Raw genomic sequence first — 21,570 nt, 5'->3', positions numbered from 1 at the left:
CCGTTCAAGCCGCGTCTCGTCGTGTGTCACTCAAGGTGTTCGCGCGAACCGCCGGCCTGCCCGTCAAAGAAGCGTGCGGGCCGCAATGGAACTCTTGGCCGTCAACCGCATTATTCAGTCCGGGCAAAACGGGGGCGATATGGGGGTCACTTCAGGCGATCGTCAATCTGAACTGCAACGCTTCGAGCTGTTGGCGGCGCTGGGCGACCGGATACGCGAGATTACTGATCCTGCCGAACTGGCCCACGCAGCCGCGGAACTGGTAGGGAGACATTTCGATGTCAGCCGAGCCGGATACGGCACGATCGATCTTGAGAAAGAAACCATCACGATCGAGAGGGATTGGAACGCGCCAGGCATCAAAAGCCTGGCTGGGACCCTGAATTTCAGGAACTACGGCTCGTATATCGAGGACTTGAAGCGGGGCGACACCGTTGTCTTCGAAAATGCCGAGACAGACCCGCGAACAAGGGACCATGCAGAGGCTCTCAAAGCCATCAGCGCCCAATCCGTCATCAACATGCCGGTTACCGAGCATGGCGGTTTGGTGGCGCTGCTATACCTGAACCACTCCGCGCCCAGACGCTGGGCCAAGGAGGAGGTCGCCCTTATTTCGGAAGTGGCGGACCGGACGCGTACCGCCATAGAGCGGCTTCGCGCTGAGCGAGCGCTGCGTGAGAACGCCGAACGCCTGGCTTTTCTCGACCGTCTTGGAAGGGAGATTGCCCTCGCGGCCGACGCCGACGCCGTCATGGCGATCACCACTCGTCTGTTGGGCGAACATCTTGCCGTCTCGATTTGCGCCTACGCCGACATGGAGCAGGACCGGGACCATTTCACCATCCGTGGCGACTGGAGCGCACCCGGCTCGCCCAGCATCAGAGGGTATTACAGTCTTACCGATTTTGGTCGCCTGGCGGTCACCAATCTCAGCGCCAATCGGCCGCTCATCATCAACAACAACCTCGAGGAAATCGCGCCCGAGGAGGCAAAGACCTTTCAGGACATCGGCATAACGGCAACCATCTGCATGCCCTTGGTAAAACAGGGCCGGCTGACCGCCCTGATGGCCATTCACGACAAGCAGCCCCGCGTCTGGTCACAGCGCGAACTGTCCTTGCTGACGGAGGTGACGGAGCGGTCCTGGGCTCACATCGAGCGCGTTCGCTCGGAACAGGCGGCCCGGGCCAGTGAGGAGCGCCTCCGGCTTGCCACGGACGCAGCCGCTATCGGGACCTGGGACTACGATCCCGTCACCAAGGCGCTGCGGTGGGATGACCGGTGCAAAGCCCTTTTCGGCCTCCCGCCAGACGCGGAGGTAACATATGAAAGCGCGTTCCTGGCGGGTATTCATCCAGAAGATCGGGCCCGCGCCGACGAGGCCGTACGCCAGGCGCTCGCGCCGGGCACGTCTTCCCGCTACGACATCGAATATCGGACGGTCGGCTTGCACGACGGCAAGGAACGCTGGATTGCGGCAGCGGGCGAGTCGCTTTTCCAGTCAGGGCGCGCGGTCCGCTTCATTGGTACCGTCATGGATATCACCGCGCGAAAGCGGGTGGAGCATCAGCTTCAGATGATGAACGTCACCGCTGCCGCGGTAGCGGCCGAGCTCGACGTGGAGCGGATTGTTCAAACGGTAACTGATGCCGGCGTAGCGCTGTCGGGCGCACAATTCGGAGCTTTCTTCTACAATGTGATCGACGACAAGGGCGACAGCTACATGCTCTACGCCCTGTCGGGCGCACCTCGCTCCGCGTTCGAAAAATTTCCAATGCCTCGCAACACGGCGGTGTTCGACCCCACTTTCCGCGGGAGAAGCGTGGTGCGCTCCGACGACATCCTCGCCGACCCCCGCTACGGCAAGAACTGGCCCCGCAAGGGAATGCCGGAGGGCCATCTGCCAGTGCGTTCCTATCTTGCGGTACCGGTCGTCTCGCGTTCGGGAGAGGTGCTGGGCGGCCTCTTCTTTGGTCATGCAGAGATCGGCGTCTTCGCCGAACAGCAAGAGAAGGCCTTGCTGGGGCTTGCGGGCCATGCCGCGACGGCAATCGACAATTCTCGACTGTTCAAGGCGCTGCAGACGCTCAATGGCACCCTTGAACAACGTGTCATGGACGAAGTCGCCGAACGCACCAGAGCAGAAGAGCACCTGCGGCAGGCCCAGAAGATGGAAGCTGTCGGACAGCTTACCGGTGGCATCGCGCACGACTTCAACAATATGCTGGCTGTCATCATCGGCGGACTGAACCTTGTGCAGCGCAAGCTCAGAAACGGCGATACCAACGTCCACCAGTTCGTGACCGGCGCGATCGATGGAGCCCAACGTGCTGCAGAACTTACCAAGCGGCTGCTTGCCTTCTCTCGCCAGCAACCTCTGGCGCCCAAGCGCCTGAATCCAAATCGCCTCGTCTCGGATATGAGTGAATTGCTGAGCCGGACGCTTGGGGAGACAATCCAAATCGAGACCGTGCTCGCCGCGGGACTTTGGCATGTGGAAGTCGACGCAGGGCAGCTGGAAAGCGCGTTGCTCAACCTTTGCGTCAACGCGCGGGATGCCATGCCCGCTGGTGGAAGGCTGACCATCGAGACATCCAATGCCCATGTCGACGACCGGTATGCGAGAGAAAACGCAATACCCTCCGGCCAGTATGTGATGATAGCTGTCACGGACACCGGAACCGGCATGACCGCTGACGTGTTGGCCAGAGCCTTCGATCCGTTCTTCACCACAAAGGGGGTTGGCAAAGGCACCGGGCTGGGGCTCAGCCAGGTTTATGGATTTGTTCGCCAGTCCGGCGGCAGCGTCAAGATCTATTCCGAGCAGGGTATCGGAACCACTTTGAAAATCTATCTGCCGCGCTCGCACGGCGACGTGGTCGACAGCCCGGCCGAGTCCGTGGCGGGCGAGCACCCCGGCAGTGAGGACGAGATCATCATGGTTGTCGAGGATGAAGATCGCGTCCGGCTGATGGCTGCGGAGGCGCTGCGGGAACTGGGCTATTCCGTGTTGGAAATGCAAGGGCCGCGGGACGCGCTGGCGGCCGTCGCAAGCGGGCAAGTGCCGTCGCTTCTGTTCACTGACGTCGTCATGCCGGAGATGTCCGGCCGGGAACTGGTGGATCAGGTCAAGAGCATGCACCCGTCGCTAAAAGTGCTCTACACCACCGGCTACACACGAAACGCGATTGTCCACAACGGCACACTTGATTTTGGAACGGAGCTTTTAACCAAGCCCTACACGATTGACGAATTGGCAGAGAAGATCCGTAAGGTGCTGGATCGCAAGTGAATGGTCACTGTCCGAGGCACACCAATCCCTCTCCGCTTCAGTTACTTTACGGGACGCCGCGCTTGGGCGGAATTGATGCCTTCGGCAAGACAACTGCCGTACCGCAGAGGCTATTGGGGCTTCGTGCACCCAACAGTGAAACCTTTTCCCTACTCGCAGCTTGTTTGCGACACCGGAGGAAACGATCGTGTCAAGGCGAGATGGAGAAATGGGGGATCAACCGACCAAGAGGCGTCGTACACGTCCCTTGAAGGGCGAGGACGCGGAGGTCCGGCATGTCGTCGAAACGCATGACCTGTCGCCCGCTCAGGCAAGGGAGCTGGTACGTCGCCACGGCAACGATTGGCGCAAGATCGATGAGGCGGCGAAGTCATACAAGGACAGCACCTGACGGAAGCCTCCAGGTCTCTCGGGAAGACGCTAAATCCTATTTACAGCAGCGGCTCATCTCGCCTGACAGGCTTGTTCGAGAGCCCGCGATTTCCAATTGAAAAAGAAAGCCCACTGCCTCGGGGGAGTGCAGCGGGCGATCGGCTAGGAGTTGAGGGGACATCTCCACGCTGGGTAAACAACAGATCAACAGCGGATCGGTTCCAACGCTGCGCCCGTGGCAAGGAAACCCGACGCCTAATCTCTTTCCGTGCCTTGTTCATCATCAGAATGATCGATGAATTCCCCCTCTTGCAAGCTCATAACCGGGTATCAACCGTAAACCCAGGCAAGCCATGCTCCCGGCGTATTTGAATGCACCAGCAGCGGATCAGGACCATCACCAGGATTCTCGGCCCTCCCGCAGATGGATAGACGTCCCGGCCTACGCCCTGGATCAAGGTGGCCCGGCGCTGCGCCTTCATCAGAAGTTGGGCCCGGCATTTGCAGATGTCGGGATTGCCGATCAGCTCAAGAAAGCCACGGCCCAATATTCCGAAAAAGCCGCTGTGCATGACGGCGTGAATCAACTGTCGTACTTCGAGCTTGCAACTGCCGTCGAAGTCCTGTCCCGCCGGATCGCTGCCGTCGTTCCCGTGGGGCAGCCGATCGGAATTTATCAACCAAACTCCGTCTGGTACATCGTTGCTGTCCTGGCGAGCATGGCGGCGGGAAGGATTTCGGTTCCCCTCAACGCCCGGGACCCAATCGCCCGTGTCAACGAGATTGTCGGCGTCGCGCGGCTCCGCGCCATTCTTGGCGTTGGACACCGGCATGCGGGTTTACCCGAGGACATCCGGTGGATCGATGTGACTGCCAGCCCCGAGTCGACGGCGCCGCTGTCATCGACGCAATTGCCTGCCGTATCCGTCGATGCACCGGCGATGGTTCTTTACACGTCTGGCAGCACCGGATCTCCAAAGGGCATAGTCAACAGCCAGCGCAGCCTGCTCTGGCGGGTGCACCAATATGCCGATGCGTGTCACATCAATTCCGACGATGTCTTCCTCCCCTTGACCGGGCCCGCCACCATAGCCGGATGTCGAGAAATCCTGACTTCGGTCCTGTGCGGCGCCACTTTGCATATGGTCGACGTGGAAGCGATCGGCCTGCGTGCGGTTCGCGAGCGAATGCAGCAGGTTGGCGCGACGCTTACTTACCTCGTGCCCGCGCTGCTTCGCGCCCTCATGGCCAATGCCCCCGCCGATGCCTTCGGGTCGCTCAGGGTGGTCCGCGTCGGCGGCGAGAAAGTGCTTTGGACCGACATTGCCCTTTTGCGAAAGGCGATTCCTGCTCATTGCCTCGTACAGATCGGCTACTCGTCAACCGAGACGACCGGGTCACAATGGTTTCTGCCTCGCGTTCAACCAAAGAACCAAACGTCCGTGCCGGTCGGCCGGCTCTTGCCAGGAATAGCTTTTGCGATCGTCAACGAGGACGGTGACAGCGTACCGCGGGGCGGAAGCGGGGAACTCGTCATCAAGAGCCCCTACGTCTTGCTCGGCCACTGGGAAAACGGCACCGTCATCCCTGCCGAGGCGGATCCCGATGATCCAAGTCAACGGATATTCGCGACCGGCGATCTCGTCCAATTGGACAATCGGGGCCTGCTGAGGATCGTCGGCCGCAAGGGGCGGCAGATAAAGATCAACGGTCGGCGCATCGAGCCGGCCGAAGTCGAGAGGATCCTGCGCTCCGCCTCGTCAGTCGAGGATGCGGTGACGATCGTGACCGAGGCCAACGAACTGGTCGCTTTCGCGATCCCCAGGAATTCCGCCGGTCCGGCCTTCGCCGACGACCTTCGCCAGCTGCTTGCAAAGACGCTACCGCCGCCACTGCGGCCGCTTCGGCTCCACAGGGTAGAGGACATTCCGCGCCTGGCGGGCGGAAAAATAGATGTGGCGAAACTCGGGAAAATGGATCTTCTGGCCAAGAAGCCTACCCAAGTTGCCGATCCACCGATTTCAGGCAGCGATCTCAAGGCCCATCAAGCAGTGCAGAATGCCTGGACCAGGGTCCTCAACACGCGGGCAGCCGTCGGGCGATGGGATGAAGCGGGAGGGGACTCGCTGAAGCTGCTCCACTGCGTCATGGAGATCGAGAACGAAATCGGCCAGGAACTGGATCTTGAGGCATTTACCGTCGGGATGAGCGCCGAAGCGATGGTCAGCGCGGTCGCGTCCGCACAAGCCGGCAATGCGCCCGATCATGTGCTGGAGCATGATCGGCCTTTTCTCTTTCTGTTTCCCGGCTCCGTGGGCTATGGGCCTAGTCTTGCAGCCTTCGCCTCAGCCATGGGCAAAGTCGCAACGGTCCGTCCGATAAGATATCCCAGCCTCGCGACCATTCTCAGCGGCCAGAACGATCTTGCCGCCATGGTGGACGCCGCGCTTGAACAGATCAACCGCATCCAGCCGTCGGGCCATGTAAGGCTACTCGGCCACTCGCTCGGCGGAGCCGTCGCATTCGAAGTTGCCGTGCGCCTGCTGAAGGAGGGAAGGTCCGTGAAGTTTGTCGGTATCCTCGACACCAGCCTGGCTGGCGAGCGGAGCCGTCCCTGGGAGACAATCACCCGCACCTTGCGCCGGGTCCGATCCAACCGCATGTCACCCTATCGAATGGCTTGCCGTGTTTTGGCGAAGCTCACGGTCAAGGTCGGCCAGGAAGCTCGTCTTGCCCAAGCCATCGACCACTTTTCCCGAGGACAATTCAACGCAACCAGCTTCCGCATCAAGCTGGAGCTGCAGGAAGTCTTGCGTGCGCAGGCCTTCTTCCGTTGGTTGGAGCAGCCAAGAACGGTGCTCCCGATCACCGGAACGCTGTTCCGTTGCGCGCGACCGGGAATGCCTCTTGCGATCGGATGGGATCGGGTGTTCGCGGACCTGCAGGTCATCCCGATTGCCGGCAACCACATTGATCTGGTCGTCGAGCCTCACATCGGCGTCAATCGTCCGCTGATCGAGGAGGCGGTCGCTCGCACTTATTCGCCGGCCGAGTCTTCAACCATGAAAGGCAGCTTCGCGTGACTTCGCGGTTCGGCAAGGATGTTCTGGCACTGGATGCGGCCGCGGAGGTCGACCGCATCGTAGCATCCGTGCGCGAGCAGGTATTGGTCACGCTCCGCCGGCGCGGAGTGGTGGTCGGGCTCTCAGGCGGCATCGACAGTTCGGTGGTCGCGTCGTTGTGCGTGGCTGCCTTCGGCAAGGACAGGGTACTCGGGATCTTCATGCCGGAGCGTGACTCGTCCGGGGACTCGCTGAGGCTGGGGCGCGTTATCGCCGGTCAGCTGGGCATCGACACCATCGCCGAGGACATTGCGCCGGCGCTCGACGCCATCGGTGCCTATAGCCGGCAGATAGAGGCCATTCGCACCGTTGTTCCGGACTACGGCGAAGGGTGGAAATGCAAGCTGGTGCTGACCTCGGTGCTGGAGAGCAAAGGCCTCAATATCACCCGTCTCACCGTTCAGGACCCCCAGGGGAAGATCGATACCGTGCGCCTGTCAGGAGCGGCCTATCTGCAGATAGTGGCCGCGACCAATTACAAGCAGCGCATTCGCAAGATGACTGAGTACTATCACGCGGACCGTCTCGGCTATGCGGTGGCGGGCACGCCTAACCGGCTCGAATATGATCAGGGTTTTTTCGTCAAGCAAGGCGACGGAATCGCTGACCTGATGCCGATCGTCCACCTCTACAAGACGCAGGTCTATCAACTGGCGGAATATCTCGGTGTGGACGGGGAGATCCGGCGCAGGCCGCCGACGACCGACACCTTCTCCATGGCGCAGAGCCAGGAGGAGTTCTACTTCGCCCTGCCCTATCATCAGACGGACCTATGCCTCTACGGCGTGAACCATGGCATCTGCGCCGATGAGGTCGCTGATGTTGCCGGGTTGTCACCAGACGAGGTTCAGAAGGTCTTCAAGGATATCGAAGCCAAGCGTCGAGCGGCGCGCTATCTGCACGCCCAGCCTTTGCCTTCGGTGCCAATGACGGTGGACTGACGGATGTGCGGGATCGCCGGAATTGTCGCGCTGAGCGCCACTGCCCCACCTCCTTCGCGGGAAGCGCTGTTGCGTATGGTGGGCGCGCTCGCACACCGCGGACCCGACGAGCGGGGGCTGTACCGCGACCGACGTGCGGGTTTGGCGCATGCCCGCCTGTCCGTGGTCGACCTGCTGCACGGCCAGCAGCCACTCGCCGACGTGAGCGGCCTGACATGGATCGTCTTCAACGGTGAAATCTTCAACTACGTCGAATTGCGCGACAAGTTGATCGCGCTTGGTCACCGCTTCCGCACGCATAGCGACACGGAAGTCGTGCTCCACGCTTACCAGGCCTGGGGCCAGGCCGCCTTTGAACGGATGAATGGTCAATGGGCAGTCGCGATATGGGACTCTGCTGCCGGCCGCCTGATCCTGTCGCGTGACCGCTACGGCATCTGCCCGCTGTATTATTGCGAGCACGGCGGCTGCGTCTTCTTTGCAAGCGAAGTCAAAGCCATTTTCGCTGCGGAAACAGCGATTCCTCGCGCCTTTGATCCGGCAGGAATCGATCAGACATTCACATTCTGGACGGTGATCCCGCCGCAGAGCGTCTTCGAAGGCGTCAAGGAACTGCAGCCTGGACATATCCGGCTCTATGAAGGTGGCGTGGCACGGGAGACGGCCTTCTGGGAGCCGCATTATCCGCGAATTTCCGCTTCCGACCCTGAATGGTTCAGCGGCTCGTGCGACGATGCCGTCGAGGCGGTCCGCGGTGCGCTCGAAGCCGCGACGGCGCTGCGGATGGTGCAGGCCGACGTGCCGGTGGGCTGCTATTTGTCCGGTGGGCTCGACAGCTCGCTTGTCGCGGCGCTTGGGAGACGTTTCGCGGGGGAGCGCTTCCAGACATTCTCCTTGCGTTTTGCCGACGAGGAATACGACGAGACCTATTTCCAGCGCCTGGTCGCCGCCGCCACCGCGAGCGAGCACCACGAGGTGGTGATTTCCCGCCGCGACATTGCAGCGGTTTTTCCCGAGGTCGTCTACCACGCCGAGCGGCCAATCCTGAGGACGGCCCCGGCACCGCTCTTCCTTCTATCCAAGTTGGTCCGCGAGCGCGGCATCAAGGTTGTGCTGACAGGGGAAGGCGCCGACGAGATGTTCGCCGGCTACGACCTTTTCCGCGAAGGCAAGGTTCGCCGCTTCTGGGGGCGTCAACCTGCTTCGAGCCGGCGTGCGCGACTGCTCGAGCGTCTCTACCCCTATCTGTCGCGCTCACCGGTGCACCAACAGGCCATGGCGCGACAGTTCTTCGGGCTCGATCTTCATGCCTGCGACAGGCCCGGCTTTGCACATGACACGCGCTGGCGCACCACGAGCGCCATCAAGCGCCTATTCTGCCCCGACATGCGCGGCGCCTCGCAGCACCGCAATGCGGTCTCCGAACTGCTCGCCCCTCTCCCCGCCGAATTTTCGCGATGGAGCTTCCTTGCCCAGGACCAGTATCTCGAAATCCGAACGCTGATGTCGGGCTACCTGCTCTCCTCGCAGGGCGACAGGATGCTGATGGCACACTCGGTCGAGGGACGCTTCCCCTATCTCGACGACGATGTCGTGGCGCTCGCGAATTCGCTTCCGGATGCTTACAAGTTGCGCATCCTCGACGAAAAGCACGTGCTCAAGCGAGTGGCGCAGCCGATCGTCCCACCGCAAGTCGTTGCCCGCACGAAGCAGCCCTACAGGGCGCCAAATGCGCTTAGTTTCGTTGGTCATGATGCACCAGATTACATTCGCGAAGCACTGTCGGACACGGCATTGCGCGCGGCAAACGTCTTCGATCCGAAATCGGTGGCTTTCCTGCTTGGAAAGTGCCGGTCCAGGGCCGGCGGCGGCGATCTCTCCAACTCCGACAACATGGCACTGGTCGGCGTGCTGTCGACCCAGCTTCTGCATCAGCAGTTCATCGCGAGCCGCCCGGGCGGAGCGGACAAAGCCGAGCTCAGGATCGACGTTGATCACGAACAGCGGGAAAGGGTCCTGGCATGATCCACGGCGCCGTACCACTCCTGCAGGACTACCTCATCCATTCCGCCGTCCGGCTTGGCGGCAAGATCGCGTTGGTGGCCGGCAAGCAACGTGTCACCTATGCGGAGATCGATGAGCGCTCCGACAGGATCGCGCATTTCCTGGCCGCGGCGGGCGTCGAGCGTGGCGACCGCGTCATGATCTTCGCCGACAATACGGTCGAAACCGTCGTCAGCTTCTGGGCGGTGCTCAAGGCGAACGCCGTGGTCTGCATCGTCAACCCGCTTACGAAAAGCGAGAAGCTTCATTACCTGCTCAACGATTGCCTGCCAGCGGCGCTGATCACGGACAGCCATCTACACTCGATATTCTGCCAACCGTCGCGCGACTGTCACTCGCTGCGGGCGGTGATTGTCTCTGGGACGATCAACGAGGCCGAGTTCAACCGATTGCCGCACGCCGTTCGCTGGGACACGATCGTCGACAGACCTTCTGTTGCGCCGCCGCGCAAATCGATCGACATCGATCTCGCGGCCATCGTCTACACCTCCGGATCCACCGGCGAACCCAAGGGGGTCATGTTGACGCACGGCAACATGACTGCCGCGTGCACATCGATCGCCTCCTACCTGGAACTGCGTGAAGATGAGGTGATCCTCAACGTCCTGCCCCTCGCCTTCGACTACGGGCTCTATCAAATGATCATGGCCTTTCGCACCGGCGCACGGCTCGTCCTCGAACGCTCCTTCGCTTTTCCGGCGCAGATCCTTCAGGTGATCAAGGACGAGCAGATCACAGGCTTTCCGGGCGTGCCCACGATCTTCGCGGCGCTTGCGGAGCTCAGATCGCTGAAGAGCAACGATTTCGCGAGCATCCGCTATGTCACCAATACCGCGGCCGCCCTGCCGCTCAAGCAGATTGCCATGCTCAGGGAGCTGTTTTCGGGCGCACGCATCTATTCCATGTACGGCCTCACCGAATGCAAACGCTGCAGCTATCTGCCGCCCGACGATCTCGGGCGAAAGCCCCTCAGCGTAGGCATTGCCATTCCCAACACAGAAGTGTGGATCGTCGACGAGAGTGGCAGGCGGGTCGGTCCGGGCGTCGTTGGCCAACTTGTAGTCCGCGGCGCAACGGTGATGAAAGGCTATTGGGGCAAGCCAGAGGCCACGGCAAGGAAGCTGAAGCCGGGGCCGCTGCCGGGCGAGCAGGTCCTCTACACGGGCGACTACTGCCGGATGGACGCTGAAGGCTATTTGTACTTCGTCGGCCGTGGTGACGAGATCATAAAATCACGAGGCGAAAAGGTCGCTCCCAAAGAGGTGGAAAGCGTGCTGATGGACGTCCCTGGGGTGAAGGAAGCCGCGGTCATCGGTGTTCCCGACGACCTCCTCGGGCAAGCGGTCAAAGCATTCGTCGTCATCGAGCAGGGAAGAATTGTCGGCGAAAGGCAGCTCCTGATGGAGTGCCGGAAACGGCTGGAGAATTTCATGGTGCCAAAGACCATCGTCATCGTGCCCAGCCTGCCGATGACCGATACCGGAAAACTCAAGAAAGCGGCCCTGTCGTAGATTGTTTCAGAAGCGCGATCGCAAGTCGCCTTTGCAACGGAGGATGGATTAGATGGATTCCATGATATCGGCCGCGGAAAGCGACGACATTCATATCAACCAGATCCGCAGCTTCCTGGCCTCGAATTTCTACATCGCGGACGTCAAGGCGCTATCCCTCACCGCATCATTGCTCGATCAGGGGATCGTCGACTCGACCGGAGTGCTCGAGGTGATCGGGTTCATCGAAGAGACTTTCGGCATCACAGTGGAAGACAGTGAACTCCTGCCGGAAAACCTCGATTCGATTCAAGGAATCGCGCGGTTCATCGTTCGCAAGAAGAAATGATCTGGCGCAAGAAGCAATGATCTGGACGGTCGGCCCGATACCGGCCGAACGCGGTCATGCCTGCCGCCTGGCCCCTGCCAGGACCACCCGCACTTCACCGGCATGGTTGGCGAAGGTGCGTATCTGCTCGTAGCCCTTGCTGCGCTCCAGAAGACTTATGACCTGGCGGTCCTGACCAAGCCCCACCTCGAACAGCAGGACGCCGCCTGGTCGGAGGTAGCGCAGCGCGTCCTTGACGACCCGCATATGAATGCTGAGCCCATAAGGACCGGCCGCGAATGCCTCTCGCGGCTCAAGCACGACCAGATGGCGGCGATCACCCTCGAGCCGCTTCTCCGAAATGTAGGGCGGATTGCAGACGATGGCATCAAGCGTGCCGTCGAGCTCCAGTCCGGACACGCCTTCGAACAAATCACCCTGATGCACTGAAATCCGGTCAGTCAAGCCATGATGAACGACATTTCGTCGCGCCGCGCCGATACAGCCGTCGGTAAGATCGCAGGCCCAAACTCGCACGGATTGGATATGGCTAGCGATCGCGCAGGCCAGGTTGCCGGCGCCACAGCACATGTCGACGACACGCGGCGCCGGCAGATCCATTGCGCGCAGAACATCTACGGCAATGGAGCCGAGCAGCTCTGTTTCCGGCCGCGGCACCAGCGCACCGGGCGCAACCAGGATCTCCATTCCCATGAAGGTGATGCTGCCTTTGTTGTAAGCGCCGGCGACGCTGATCTCTTCGCTCACGACCGTTCTCGCAACGACATCGAAGATATTGCCGCTGCCGGCGACGCCGGCAGGGATTGTCTATTGCACCGCCGCGCTTTCGAGCGCGCTGCTGAATCTGACCTCGATCGTATCACCCGGCGCCACCGCGGTATCCTGGTCGGCCGGCTGCTTGCGCCATTGCGCATCGACGGAGCGGATGATCGTCACCTGGGCCCGCACGGTTTCGCCGCCGATCGGCTGCGGCAAGGCGGATGCTCCCTGCGGCTGCAATTTCTGGCTGACCGCGTGCAGCCTTGCGGTGATGTCGGCAAGGCGCGCCTGTGTATCCCGCAACTCGTTCAACAAACCGGCACGCCTCTGGTTGTCATTGCGCTCGATCTGCCTTGCAAGATCATCCTGTTGGCGCCGAGCCCGCATGAGTTCGACCGAAGTTTCAAGCGCACGGCTCGAGGACAGAAGTACCGCGCGCCGGACATCGGCGAGCCGGTTGTTGGTCAGGTTGCCAGCCTTGAAGAGCTTGGTCACCTGCGCCAAATCCTCTTCATCGGCCTTGACTCCATCGGCTTCGTCCTGCTCGCGCTGGAGCAACGCCTGGACCTGGGTCGCTGCATCCTTGGCGCCCTTCTCCAGAAAGCTCTGCTCCTGCCCGAAATTGTCCAGCGAGAGCTTCAGCCCTTCTGCCTCGGCCTGCGCGATTTCGGTTGCGAGGGAAGAAGACAGCGGAAAGCCCTGGGGGGCCTTCATGTCGAAATCGGGCTGCTTTTGAAGTTCGGCACGTATGCGCGCACTGTGGAAATAGTCCTTGATGTATTCTCCCCAGATCGTCTCATAATCGCGCTGCAAGTCCGTTGGGTCCGGCCCAGCCTGGTTCGCCCGTGCACGCAAGAGGCTGAAGCCGCCGGCGACGGCTATCGCCTGCCGAACCGTCATGAGCGGACGAAAGGCTTGCTGCCCAGGAGCGAGCACTTCGCCAGTCACGTAGATCGGACGGTATTCAGCGATGGTCGCCGTCACGTCGCCGGGCCTGACGACCGCCACCTGCTCACGGCCGTCCGGCATGCGTATGTGGTAGATCTTGGTCGGCAGGATCGCCTGCAAGCGCGTCTGAAGTTCGGACGGAGTCAGGCCGGCGACAGGCACCGTGCCTGCCTCGGCGAGGACGATGGTGCCGTCCATCTGCACCACCGCACGCTGCGTCCGCTCGGGAAGCGAGGTGATTGCGACCTCGATGGTGTCTCCGGGCGAAATTCGATAGATCGTCGCATCCGCTGCCGCAGTCATTGGCAGGGCGCAAAGCATCGCAAGTGTCGCAAGGAAGAATCGGCTAAGGTTGACCATTCGCGACAATCTCCTTCTTGTCCTGGTTTTCGGGCCAGTCGACGCGGGTGACGAAGTCGTAAACCGGTCCACCGGCCACGCCCCAATTGCTGGACCAGATCACCTGTGTGCCGTCCGGCGAAGGTGACGCATGCGTCTCGCTCCAGTAGTCGAATGGCGCGTTGCGTGTCTGCACGATGCGCCGAACTTCGCCGCTGCCGTCGATGCGCAACGCGATGACTTCCCGTGCATATGGTGCCCAGCCTGGATTGGCCGATACCTCCTCAGGGTTGCCGCCATAGGTCAGGAAGACCCAGCCGGGCCGCTTCAGAGCCCGCGACGATGCATGCTCTGCTTCGCCGTATCCGGTCAGGGAGGTCACCTTCCCATCGGACAGTCTTCGCTTGACTACGTGATACTTGTCGGGGCCGGATTTGCTGATGCCTACATAGACCTCGCTGCCGTCGTCATCGAGCGTAAGGTCTCCGTGGCCGGGGCGGTGATGGTCCGTCCACCTCTGTCGCAAGGTGCCATCGACACTGAAAATGGCCCTCTGCTCGGTGCCGTCGGCCAGGTTTTGAAAGCAAAGGATGTTCGTGCCGAGCGGGGAGATGGTACAGGAGCTGGTGGTTCCGGGAACCAGAGCGAGATCGATGTCCGGGAATTTGAACCGATCCGCGAGATCGAAGGCGAACACCACCGCTTTTCCATCCGCGCGGACAGCGCGGACGGCTATACGGTTGCCGTCACGGCTTGGATTGCCCTTCGACGGCCCGAACTGCAGATCGTGGTATTGAGCCGTGACGAAGACAACGTCTTCGTGGTTTGTCCTTGGCGCCCATGTCGAGATCTTCCGATCCTCAACGCAGATCATCACGTCTGCGTTTCGAGGATGCCATTCGCATTCACCGCCTTTGTCGCGGTGGAATAGCGGAGCATATGTCTTGCCGTCGAGGAAGCACAGCCCGTTGCAGCCATTGGCCAGCACGAGCAGGCTTTGGTCCGCATTCCAGGCTTGAGCGCTCGAATAGCGATGACTGCAATATTTCGTCCCACACACGACACCTCCCCCAAGTGCGCCGGGTTTGGTGATGCGCATGAAATTCGTGCCGAATGCCGGATCTGTCGCGGGATGCAGATAATCTGGGAGATCCATCGGCATTGGCGCGACGAACGTCGTGGACATGCTGTTTCCCTGGCTGTCGGCCGCCCGCAGCAGGACAGCAAAGGCGATCAGGAGCAGTGCCAATGGGAGTGGGTAAAACCTCATGTCATGTAGCTCATTTCGCGACGTACCCGACCTTCGCCGAGGCGCGCCCGCCACCAATCGATGGTTCTGGCCAAGCCGTGGCGCAAACTCGTTTGCGCAGTCCATCCGGTTTCACGTTCGAGCCGTGATGAATCGGCCAGCAGAGCGCGAACCTCGGAGTTTTGCGGCCGCAATCGACTCTCGTCGCGGTGGACGGGCTTCTTGCAGTTGCTCAGCTCGAGCACGAGATCGAGCACGTCCGATATGGTCACGGCACGCTGGCTTCCAGCATTATAGGCATGGCCGAATTCGAGTGTGGCTGAACCCGCGCTCAGGAAGGCAGCCGCTGTGTCCTCGACGAAGGTCAGGTCGCGGACCGGGCTGGTATCTCCCACCATGATCGAAACACATTTTGGATCGAGCGCCTGCCGGATGATTGTCGGTATTATGGCTCGTTCGCTTTGTCGCGGCCCGAATGTATTGAACGGCCGGAGGATCACGACGGGCAGGTCGAACGATCTGGCATAGGACTGCGCCATCATGTCGGCGCCGATCTTGGACGCCGAATATGGCGATTGTCCCTGAAGAGGATGGGACTCGCTGATCGGCATGCTGAGCGCCGTGCCGTAAACCTCACTGGTCGAGGTGTGAATGATCCGTTCCGTCTCCCATTGGCGGGCCGCTTCAAGGACATTCAGCGTCCCCATGATATTGGTTTCCACATAGGACTGGGCGGCCGCGTATGAGTACGGGATCGCGATAAGCGCAGCGAGATGAAACACGACGGCTTGGCCGCGCACGATCCGGTTCAGGAATGCACCGTCGCGTACATCGCCTCGAACGAGTTTCAGATGACCTCGGATGTCGTCTGGCAGATCATCCAGCCATCCATGACTGTCGAATGAATTATAGAGGGCCAATGCGGTCACCTCGGCACCGTTGCGGACGAGTGCCTCGGTCAGATGCGATCCAATGAACCCATCCGCGCCGGTGACCAGAACTCTCTTGCCATTGTAGCTCATAACCAGGTGTTCCTTCTTTCACCTGAAGCGCTCCGGTTGCCGAGCGCGCACACAGAAACAGCCTTCAACGCCTGAGTAGCCCGACAGGCACCCAGCCGATTACCGCCAGAAAACCGAGGATCATCCACACAACATCCGAAGCGATGGTTCGTCGGGGATAATAGGAAAGATCGAACTTGGCTTTGATCGGAAACAGCGCCTCCCTGTAGAAGGACGACAGGTCTCCTGAGACCGGGTAGAGAGAGGCTTCGTGACGGAAAAGAACTTGCGTCGGGCCGACCAAGCCGGGTTTATATCTTAGGACCGCCTCGAAGCCGCCATGGAAGCAGTCAGCAAAGGCGAGGCTTTCCGGCCGTGGCCCGACGATGGCCATGTCGCCTCTGAGCACATTCCAGAGTTGCGGCAACTCATCCAGTTTGGTGCTGGCCAAAATGCGCCCGATCTTCGTCAGCCGACGGTCGCCTATGCTGGTCAACGCAGGGCCCTGAGGATCACACAGAACCTCGAATTTGCGGAACTTATAGATATGAAACATGCGCCCCCCTGCACCGATGCGAGGCTGCCGGAAAAGCACGGGGCGTCCGCCCTCGAGAAATAGCGCAAATGCAATCAGCAACATCAGCGGCGCGAAAACGATCGCGGCCAAGGATGCGGCCACGACATCCATCGCCCGTCTGCTAAAACCATGGCTCACGCCTGACACGACGGGCGGGTGGATGGACAGATCAAACGCGTTCATGCGGCGGTTCCCGCGTGGATGCCGCTATTGAGCGCGGTCGCCAAGACGTCCACCACGGCTTCAACCGCGGGCGCGGTAATCTGAGGATGCAGCGGAATGGTCAACTCGCGTTCCGCGAAATCCTCGGTGCGCGGCAGGTGAGTACCCGGGTAAAGCTCACGGTAGAGGGTCATCTGATGAACGGGCGGGTAATGGACCGTGGTTTGTATGTCCTGCGCCCGCAGTTCATCGACGACATGCTGCCTATTGACGTAGCGCGGCAAGAGGATCGGCATGATGTGGTAAGCCGAGGCTCGCGGTTCTTCGAAGGGTATTGTGATTGCCGGGCAACGCAACGCGATAAGGCGCCGGTACAACACGACAAGAATGCGCCGTATCTCGTTCCACTCCTGCAGGTTCTGGAGTTGAACCAAGCCGATCGCGGCCCGCATTTCATCCATTCGGTAGTTGAAGCCGAGCATAGTCACATCGTAATGCGCGGTGCGGCTGTTCAGTCGCTGGCGTGTTCCGGTGGTCATGCCGTGCGCGCGAGCCTGGCGAATCCTGTCCAGCAGTTGGGGGTCCCGGGCAATTACGGCCCCGCCCTCCGCCGTCGTCATGTTCTTGTTGCCGTAGAAGCTGAAGGCGGCGCCCGCACCAAAGGTGCCAACCGCTTTTAGGCCGGGAGCATGTGCCGCATCCTCGATGATCGAGAGCCCGCGTGCGCTGGCGAATGCTTGCCAGGCGTCCTTGTCGGCAAGATAGCCGGCGAAATGAACCAGGATCACGGCCCTGGTGCGAGGGCTGCAGCGTGCTTCTGCTTCTTTGAGCGACATCAGAGGGACGTCTGCCGATTCTATGTCGACAAAGACAGGAGTGGCGCCGACATAGAGCACTGCGTTCGCGGTAGCCACGAAGGTCAGCGAAGGAACCAGCACCTCGTCGCCCGGACCAATCCCCAATCCGTGAAGGATAAGATGAAGGGCTGCGGTGCAGGAACTAACCGCTACGCAGTCCTCTGCCTCGTGCATCAAGGCAAACGCCTCTTCGAAAGCCCGGACCCGTTCACCCATCGTCAGCCAACCGCTGTCGATCACTTTCGCCAAAGCCGCTTTTTCTGGCACTCCCAGGACCGGGGAACTTACCAAGAGCATCGTCACCTCCTCGATGATCCTCGCGCCTGGCCGTTACGCTGCCGCGGCGGCCACTTCGATGGACGCCGACTGCTCTTCCCAGGAAACTGTCTGCGCGTTCTGGAAGTCCTCGACGCGTCCGATGTCGAGCCAAAGACCTTCGTGCTTGTAGACATGCACGACGCGTCCGGCCTGGAGCATCTGCAGCATGAGGTCGTCGAACCCAAACGGTATCCCGGATGGGATGAAGTCGAGGACGTCCGGGTTCATGCAGTAGATGCCCATGCTTACCAGATGCGACAGCGCAGGCTTTTCGCGGAACACCTGGACGGTGTTGTCAACCTCGTCGATCACACCGAAATCCATCTTGGTAAGCCGCAGCGAAGTCGCTATCGTGACGGAGTCTTTGTGCAGGCGGTGCGCTGCGGTAAACCGGCTGATGCTCAGGTCGGTCAGCACATCGCCGTTCAAGACAATGAACGGCTCATTCAATTCGTCTCTGATCAAGGAAAGCGGGCCGATCGTTCCGAGCGGTTCCATTTCCTGCGTGTAGCGGATCCTCAGATTCCACTGCGAGCCGTCACCGCACACGCTCCGGATCAGGTGCCCGAGATAGCCGGTGGTGACGTAGACGTCTTCGATTCCGCTACGCCGCAGCCATTTCAGCAGCAACTCGAGGACTGGCCGCGCGCCAATTGGCATCAGCGGCTTGGGCAAAACCGATGTAAATGGCCGAAGGCGCGTTCCCATGCCACCGCATTGAATTACCGCTTTCATTCGATCCTCCCTACGCACATGGCCAGAGTTGGCCTTGACGGCTGAAACCGCATCCGGAGCCAAGACGGCGAACCGCCTCGCGCAGCAGGGTTTCAGTTGTCCGAACCTGCGAGAGATTAGGGAGCGAACCGGGATACTGTCGTCGTGCGTTTGAATGGCACGGGCGAATTTCTCTGATCCCGGAACCGTAGGGGACGAAACATATCCCGCGGACCTGACGGGCGTGGTCGAGACGCGCAACAGACCAAGGTCCCACTTGAATTGCGATTGAAGGTAAACATTTTCCTAAAACCGAGCTACATTAGCGTACGGTAATTAGCAGGACGGGGTTGTAGGACGTCGGGGTCCACCTTTCTGGACGTACCGGCGCTCCTGCAAGGCGCGGCCAGGTAGTGCGGGTTGTTTGTGCGTGGGGGTTTCTATGTACAAGATCGTCATAGCCGATGATCATGGCCTTTATCGACGTGGCTTGCGCATGGCGCTGACAGCCGGAATCCCTGGAGCCGAAATAATCGAGGCGACCTGTTTTGATGCCGTGGTTGGGCTCCTGGCCGAACACGAAACAATTGATCTTGCGATCCTGGACCTGAACATGCCCGGGCTGCTCACCCAGGAAGTGCTCGGCGACGTTCTCGCCGCCTATCCCAAAAGCAGGTTTGCGATTGTGTCAGGAAACGATTCACGATCGGAAATTTTGCTGGCCCTTTCAGTTGGCCTCCACGGCTACATCGTGAAGTCGCAGCCGGATGAGGAGGTGGTGCTGGCTGTCAAAGAGATCTTGTCAGGCCGCATCTATGTACCAGCCCTCCTGTCGCGAAGCTCTGGCGCAGCCGCGCCTCAGACGCATAGATCTCCCGTGGAGGCTTCGCACCAGGCCTTGGCCAGCCCAGGTTCTCTGGGAAGGCTCACGTCAAGGCAAAAGGACGTGCTCAAGCTTATGGCCGAAGGTTATTCGAACAAGGAGATCGCCCGCGATCTCGACATCGCCGAGGCCACGACGAAGATCCATGCCGCCGCAATCTTGCGTGAACTGGGAGTCCGAAACCGCACCGAGGTCGCTGTTTTGATGAGGACATGGCTTGGAACGATCTAAGTTAAGGCTGAATCTCGCCCTGGGATAGGCGTAGCTGATATCGCAATCCACCAGGTGACATTTCCAGTTTCGAAGAGTGACCGACCAAGGGCGTTCCATCGGCGCCAAGGACAATCGACCCAAAACCTTTCCGCAGGACAGGCTTGGCATTTCGGCCGCCTCGTTCGATCCAGTCGAACACGATGTCGCCGTCCGAGCCCTCGGGTGCGACGCCCCACCTTACCTCCACCTGGCCTTGGGAGTTCCCGAGCACCCCGTGCTTGACCGAATTTGTCGTGAGTTCGTGGACGACCATCGCGAAACTTTCCGCAGCGCCTCCGACGATTCTGACATGAGGCCCTGTGATCGTTGCTCTGTGTGCCTCCGCGTAGGGGCGAAGCGCATGTGCGACAATATCGCGGATCGTAGATGATAACTCTGCATTGTTGATCAACAGCAGGTGCGTGGATTCGAGCGCCCGAATTCGCTCTAAAAGATCTCCTCTGTACTTGGAAATATCCTGGTCTGAAGCAGGGATCATTTTCACGACAGCCGTGATCACGGCAAACAGATTACTGAGCCGGTGCCGCTGTTCAAGTATAAGCCGCTCCTGTCTTCTCACCGCAGCCCGCAACAGTGTCGTCTGCCGCCGCTCGGTAAGGTCAGCCGCGATCCCGAACCGCTGATGATAGCCATCGCGGATGTCCTCACGGCCGCGCAGGGCAATCCAGCGGAACTGTCCGTCCGACCGCCGAACTCGGACCTCTGCGTCGTAGTTGGCGGTTGCCGCGATGAATTCTGAATGGGCCCCGAGTTTTGGCCAGTCCGCCGTATGAATGATCGCCGACAGCTCGTCCAGAGGACGGGAAGCGGCTGGCGGCAAACCAAGAATTTCCCAAAATTGATCTGAACCGGAGACAATTCTCTCCTTGTAGTCCACGCGCCATGTGCCAAGCCTTCCGGCGAGCAGCGCAAGGTCCAGCCATTCCTTTTGGCTCAAGAGCGCTTCGCTTGCAGCCCTGCGTTCAGTGATATCCTCGAAGACGACAAATATGCCCATCGGCAGTTGTTTCTCCGGACCAGACCAAGAGAGCGTCACGCGAGCCCAGAAAACAGTGCCATCCTTCCTTCTCAAGCGCATTTCCAAGCCAAACGACGGCGCCTCCGCGCTTAGACCACGTCCAAGCCTGGCGAACAGATCGCGCTCGTCAGGATGAACGAGCGTTTCGATATGCTGGCCGACGAGCTCTTCCTGTGCGTAGCCGGACATACTGCACATGCACATGTTGACCTGCAGCAGCTCACCACGGTCATTTGCGGTCGCAAATCCCAAGGCGGCCCGCTCGAAAGCCCAGCGATATCGCGCTTCGGTCGTCTCGATGGCGGTAAGCCTGTTCTCGGCGACATCGAGCGCGCTCCTCAACTCCTGCCTTGAACGATGGAAAAGAAAGGCGATCATCCCGCCGGACAAGGCGAGGAGAATGGCCCCGGAAAGATCATCGCCGACCAACTGACCGTTCGCCGCCAGGCGAACTGCCAAGCCGACAGCCACCATGGCAAACGTGGCAGCCATCGCAGGCCAGCGGTCCTCCAGGAAGGCGATGATGACAATCGCCGGCACACATTCCAGAAAGGCCGCACTGCCACCACCTGTCAGCGACGATTTCATCTCGATAAAAAGGGTAGCCAGCAGGACGGCCGACGAAACCAGATGTTGTCGTAGCCTGTCCGACAGTACGGGACCGCCTATCCGCAATCTCATCCTGACTACCTACAACTTTTGGCTTAGCCAATGCGGCTTAGAGCCTTTGGTTATCGGACCTAGTGCTGCTGCTCGCTTTCGCGCGCCGAAATGTCAGCCTATCAGAATCATCAGAAGAAAGTTCCAACACTTAGCCCATGCGCTGGCGCCGATCTGACAGC

The 21,570-nt window shown here is 60.4% G+C and carries 16 protein-coding genes; 8 read left to right on the top strand and 8 right to left on the bottom strand.

Annotated features, from left to right (window positions below; translation table 11 throughout):
- The first annotated feature begins 85 nt into the window (after positions 1-85).
- The 7 genes from MESAU_RS12530 to MESAU_RS12500 all read left to right on the top strand — a co-directional run bounded on the left by MESAU_RS12530 (position 86) and on the right by MESAU_RS12500 (position 11,630).
- Positions 86-3,292, top strand: a complete 3,207-nt coding sequence (locus MESAU_RS12530; protein WP_015316405.1) for a GAF domain-containing protein — start codon at positions 86-88, stop codon at positions 3,290-3,292.
- A 247-nt stretch (positions 3,293-3,539) separates the two neighbouring features.
- Positions 3,540-3,683 (top strand): hypothetical protein, encoded by a 144-nt coding sequence (locus MESAU_RS31475; RefSeq protein ID WP_167331116.1) that lies wholly within the window; start codon positions 3,540-3,542, stop codon positions 3,681-3,683.
- 334 nt (positions 3,684-4,017) lie between these two features.
- Positions 4,018-6,747, top strand: coding sequence for a non-ribosomal peptide synthetase (locus MESAU_RS12520; RefSeq protein WP_015316403.1), 2,730 nt, complete (start codon positions 4,018-4,020; stop codon positions 6,745-6,747).
- A complete protein-coding gene (gene nadE / locus MESAU_RS12515; RefSeq protein WP_015316402.1) occupies positions 6,744-7,727 on the top strand; it encodes an NAD(+) synthase in 984 nt (327 codons plus the stop codon). Before MESAU_RS12520 ends, nadE begins: the two co-directional genes overlap by 4 nt.
- 3 nt (positions 7,728-7,730) lie before the next feature.
- Positions 7,731-9,752 (top strand): asparagine synthase (glutamine-hydrolyzing), encoded by a 2,022-nt coding sequence (gene asnB / locus MESAU_RS12510; protein ID WP_015316401.1) that lies wholly within the window; start codon positions 7,731-7,733, stop codon positions 9,750-9,752.
- Entirely contained in the window at positions 9,749-11,302 is a 1,554-nt protein-coding gene (locus MESAU_RS12505; protein ID WP_015316400.1) for a class I adenylate-forming enzyme family protein, read from the top strand. Before asnB ends, MESAU_RS12505 begins: the two co-directional genes overlap by 4 nt.
- A gap of 52 nt (positions 11,303-11,354) precedes the next feature.
- Positions 11,355-11,630, top strand: a complete 276-nt coding sequence (locus tag MESAU_RS12500; protein ID WP_015316399.1) for an acyl carrier protein — start codon at positions 11,355-11,357, stop codon at positions 11,628-11,630.
- 54 nt (positions 11,631-11,684) lie between these two features.
- On the opposite strand, the gene MESAU_RS12495 is transcribed toward MESAU_RS12500, so the two are convergent.
- The 7 genes from MESAU_RS12495 to MESAU_RS12465 all read right to left on the bottom strand — a co-directional run bounded on the left by MESAU_RS12495 (position 11,685) and on the right by MESAU_RS12465 (position 18,575).
- Positions 11,685-12,377, bottom strand: coding sequence for a N5-glutamine methyltransferase family protein (locus MESAU_RS12495; protein WP_015316398.1), 693 nt, complete (start codon positions 12,375-12,377; stop codon positions 11,685-11,687).
- Between the two features lie 60 nt (positions 12,378-12,437).
- On the bottom strand, positions 12,438-13,640 hold the full coding sequence (locus MESAU_RS12490) for a polysaccharide biosynthesis/export family protein (RefSeq protein ID WP_224683145.1): 1,203 nt from the start codon (positions 13,638-13,640) through the stop codon (positions 12,438-12,440).
- A 43-nt stretch (positions 13,641-13,683) separates the two neighbouring features.
- Positions 13,684-14,946 carry a hypothetical protein gene (locus MESAU_RS12485; RefSeq protein ID WP_015316396.1) on the bottom strand — a complete coding sequence of 421 codons (1,263 nt, stop codon included), beginning with the start codon at positions 14,944-14,946 and terminating at the stop codon, positions 13,684-13,686.
- Positions 14,943-15,947, bottom strand: a complete 1,005-nt coding sequence (locus tag MESAU_RS12480) for an SDR family NAD(P)-dependent oxidoreductase (RefSeq protein ID WP_015316395.1) — start codon at positions 15,945-15,947, stop codon at positions 14,943-14,945. Before MESAU_RS12480 ends, MESAU_RS12485 begins: the two co-directional genes overlap by 4 nt.
- Before the next feature lie 64 nt (positions 15,948-16,011).
- Positions 16,012-16,686, bottom strand: a complete 675-nt coding sequence (locus tag MESAU_RS12475; RefSeq protein WP_015316394.1) for a sugar transferase — start codon at positions 16,684-16,686, stop codon at positions 16,012-16,014.
- A complete protein-coding gene (locus MESAU_RS12470; RefSeq protein ID WP_015316393.1) occupies positions 16,683-17,819 on the bottom strand; it encodes a DegT/DnrJ/EryC1/StrS family aminotransferase in 1,137 nt (378 codons plus the stop codon). The genes MESAU_RS12475 and MESAU_RS12470 overlap by 4 nt, the downstream gene beginning before the upstream one ends.
- Before the next feature lie 33 nt (positions 17,820-17,852).
- The gene (locus MESAU_RS12465; RefSeq protein ID WP_015316392.1) at positions 17,853-18,575 is read right to left on the bottom strand and encodes a nucleotidyltransferase family protein; all 723 of its coding nucleotides are present in this window, start codon (positions 18,573-18,575) and stop codon (positions 17,853-17,855) included.
- A gap of 421 nt (positions 18,576-18,996) precedes the next feature.
- Here MESAU_RS12465 and MESAU_RS12460 point away from each other — a divergent pair, with 421 nt between their 5' ends.
- Entirely contained in the window at positions 18,997-19,668 is a 672-nt protein-coding gene (locus MESAU_RS12460) for a LuxR C-terminal-related transcriptional regulator (RefSeq protein WP_015316391.1), read from the top strand.
- 1 nt (position 19,669) lies between these two features.
- Here the strand turns inward: MESAU_RS12460 and MESAU_RS12455 are convergent, their stop codons facing one another.
- On the bottom strand, positions 19,670-21,409 hold the full coding sequence (locus tag MESAU_RS12455) for a PAS domain S-box protein (protein ID WP_015316390.1): 1,740 nt from the start codon (positions 21,407-21,409) through the stop codon (positions 19,670-19,672).
- Positions 21,410-21,570: the final 161 nt, after the last annotated feature.

Source organism: Mesorhizobium australicum WSM2073 (genome assembly GCF_000230995.2).
Lineage (GTDB): Bacteria > Pseudomonadota > Alphaproteobacteria > Rhizobiales > Rhizobiaceae > Mesorhizobium > Mesorhizobium australicum.
This window is presented reverse-complemented; position numbering and strand designations above follow the sequence as displayed.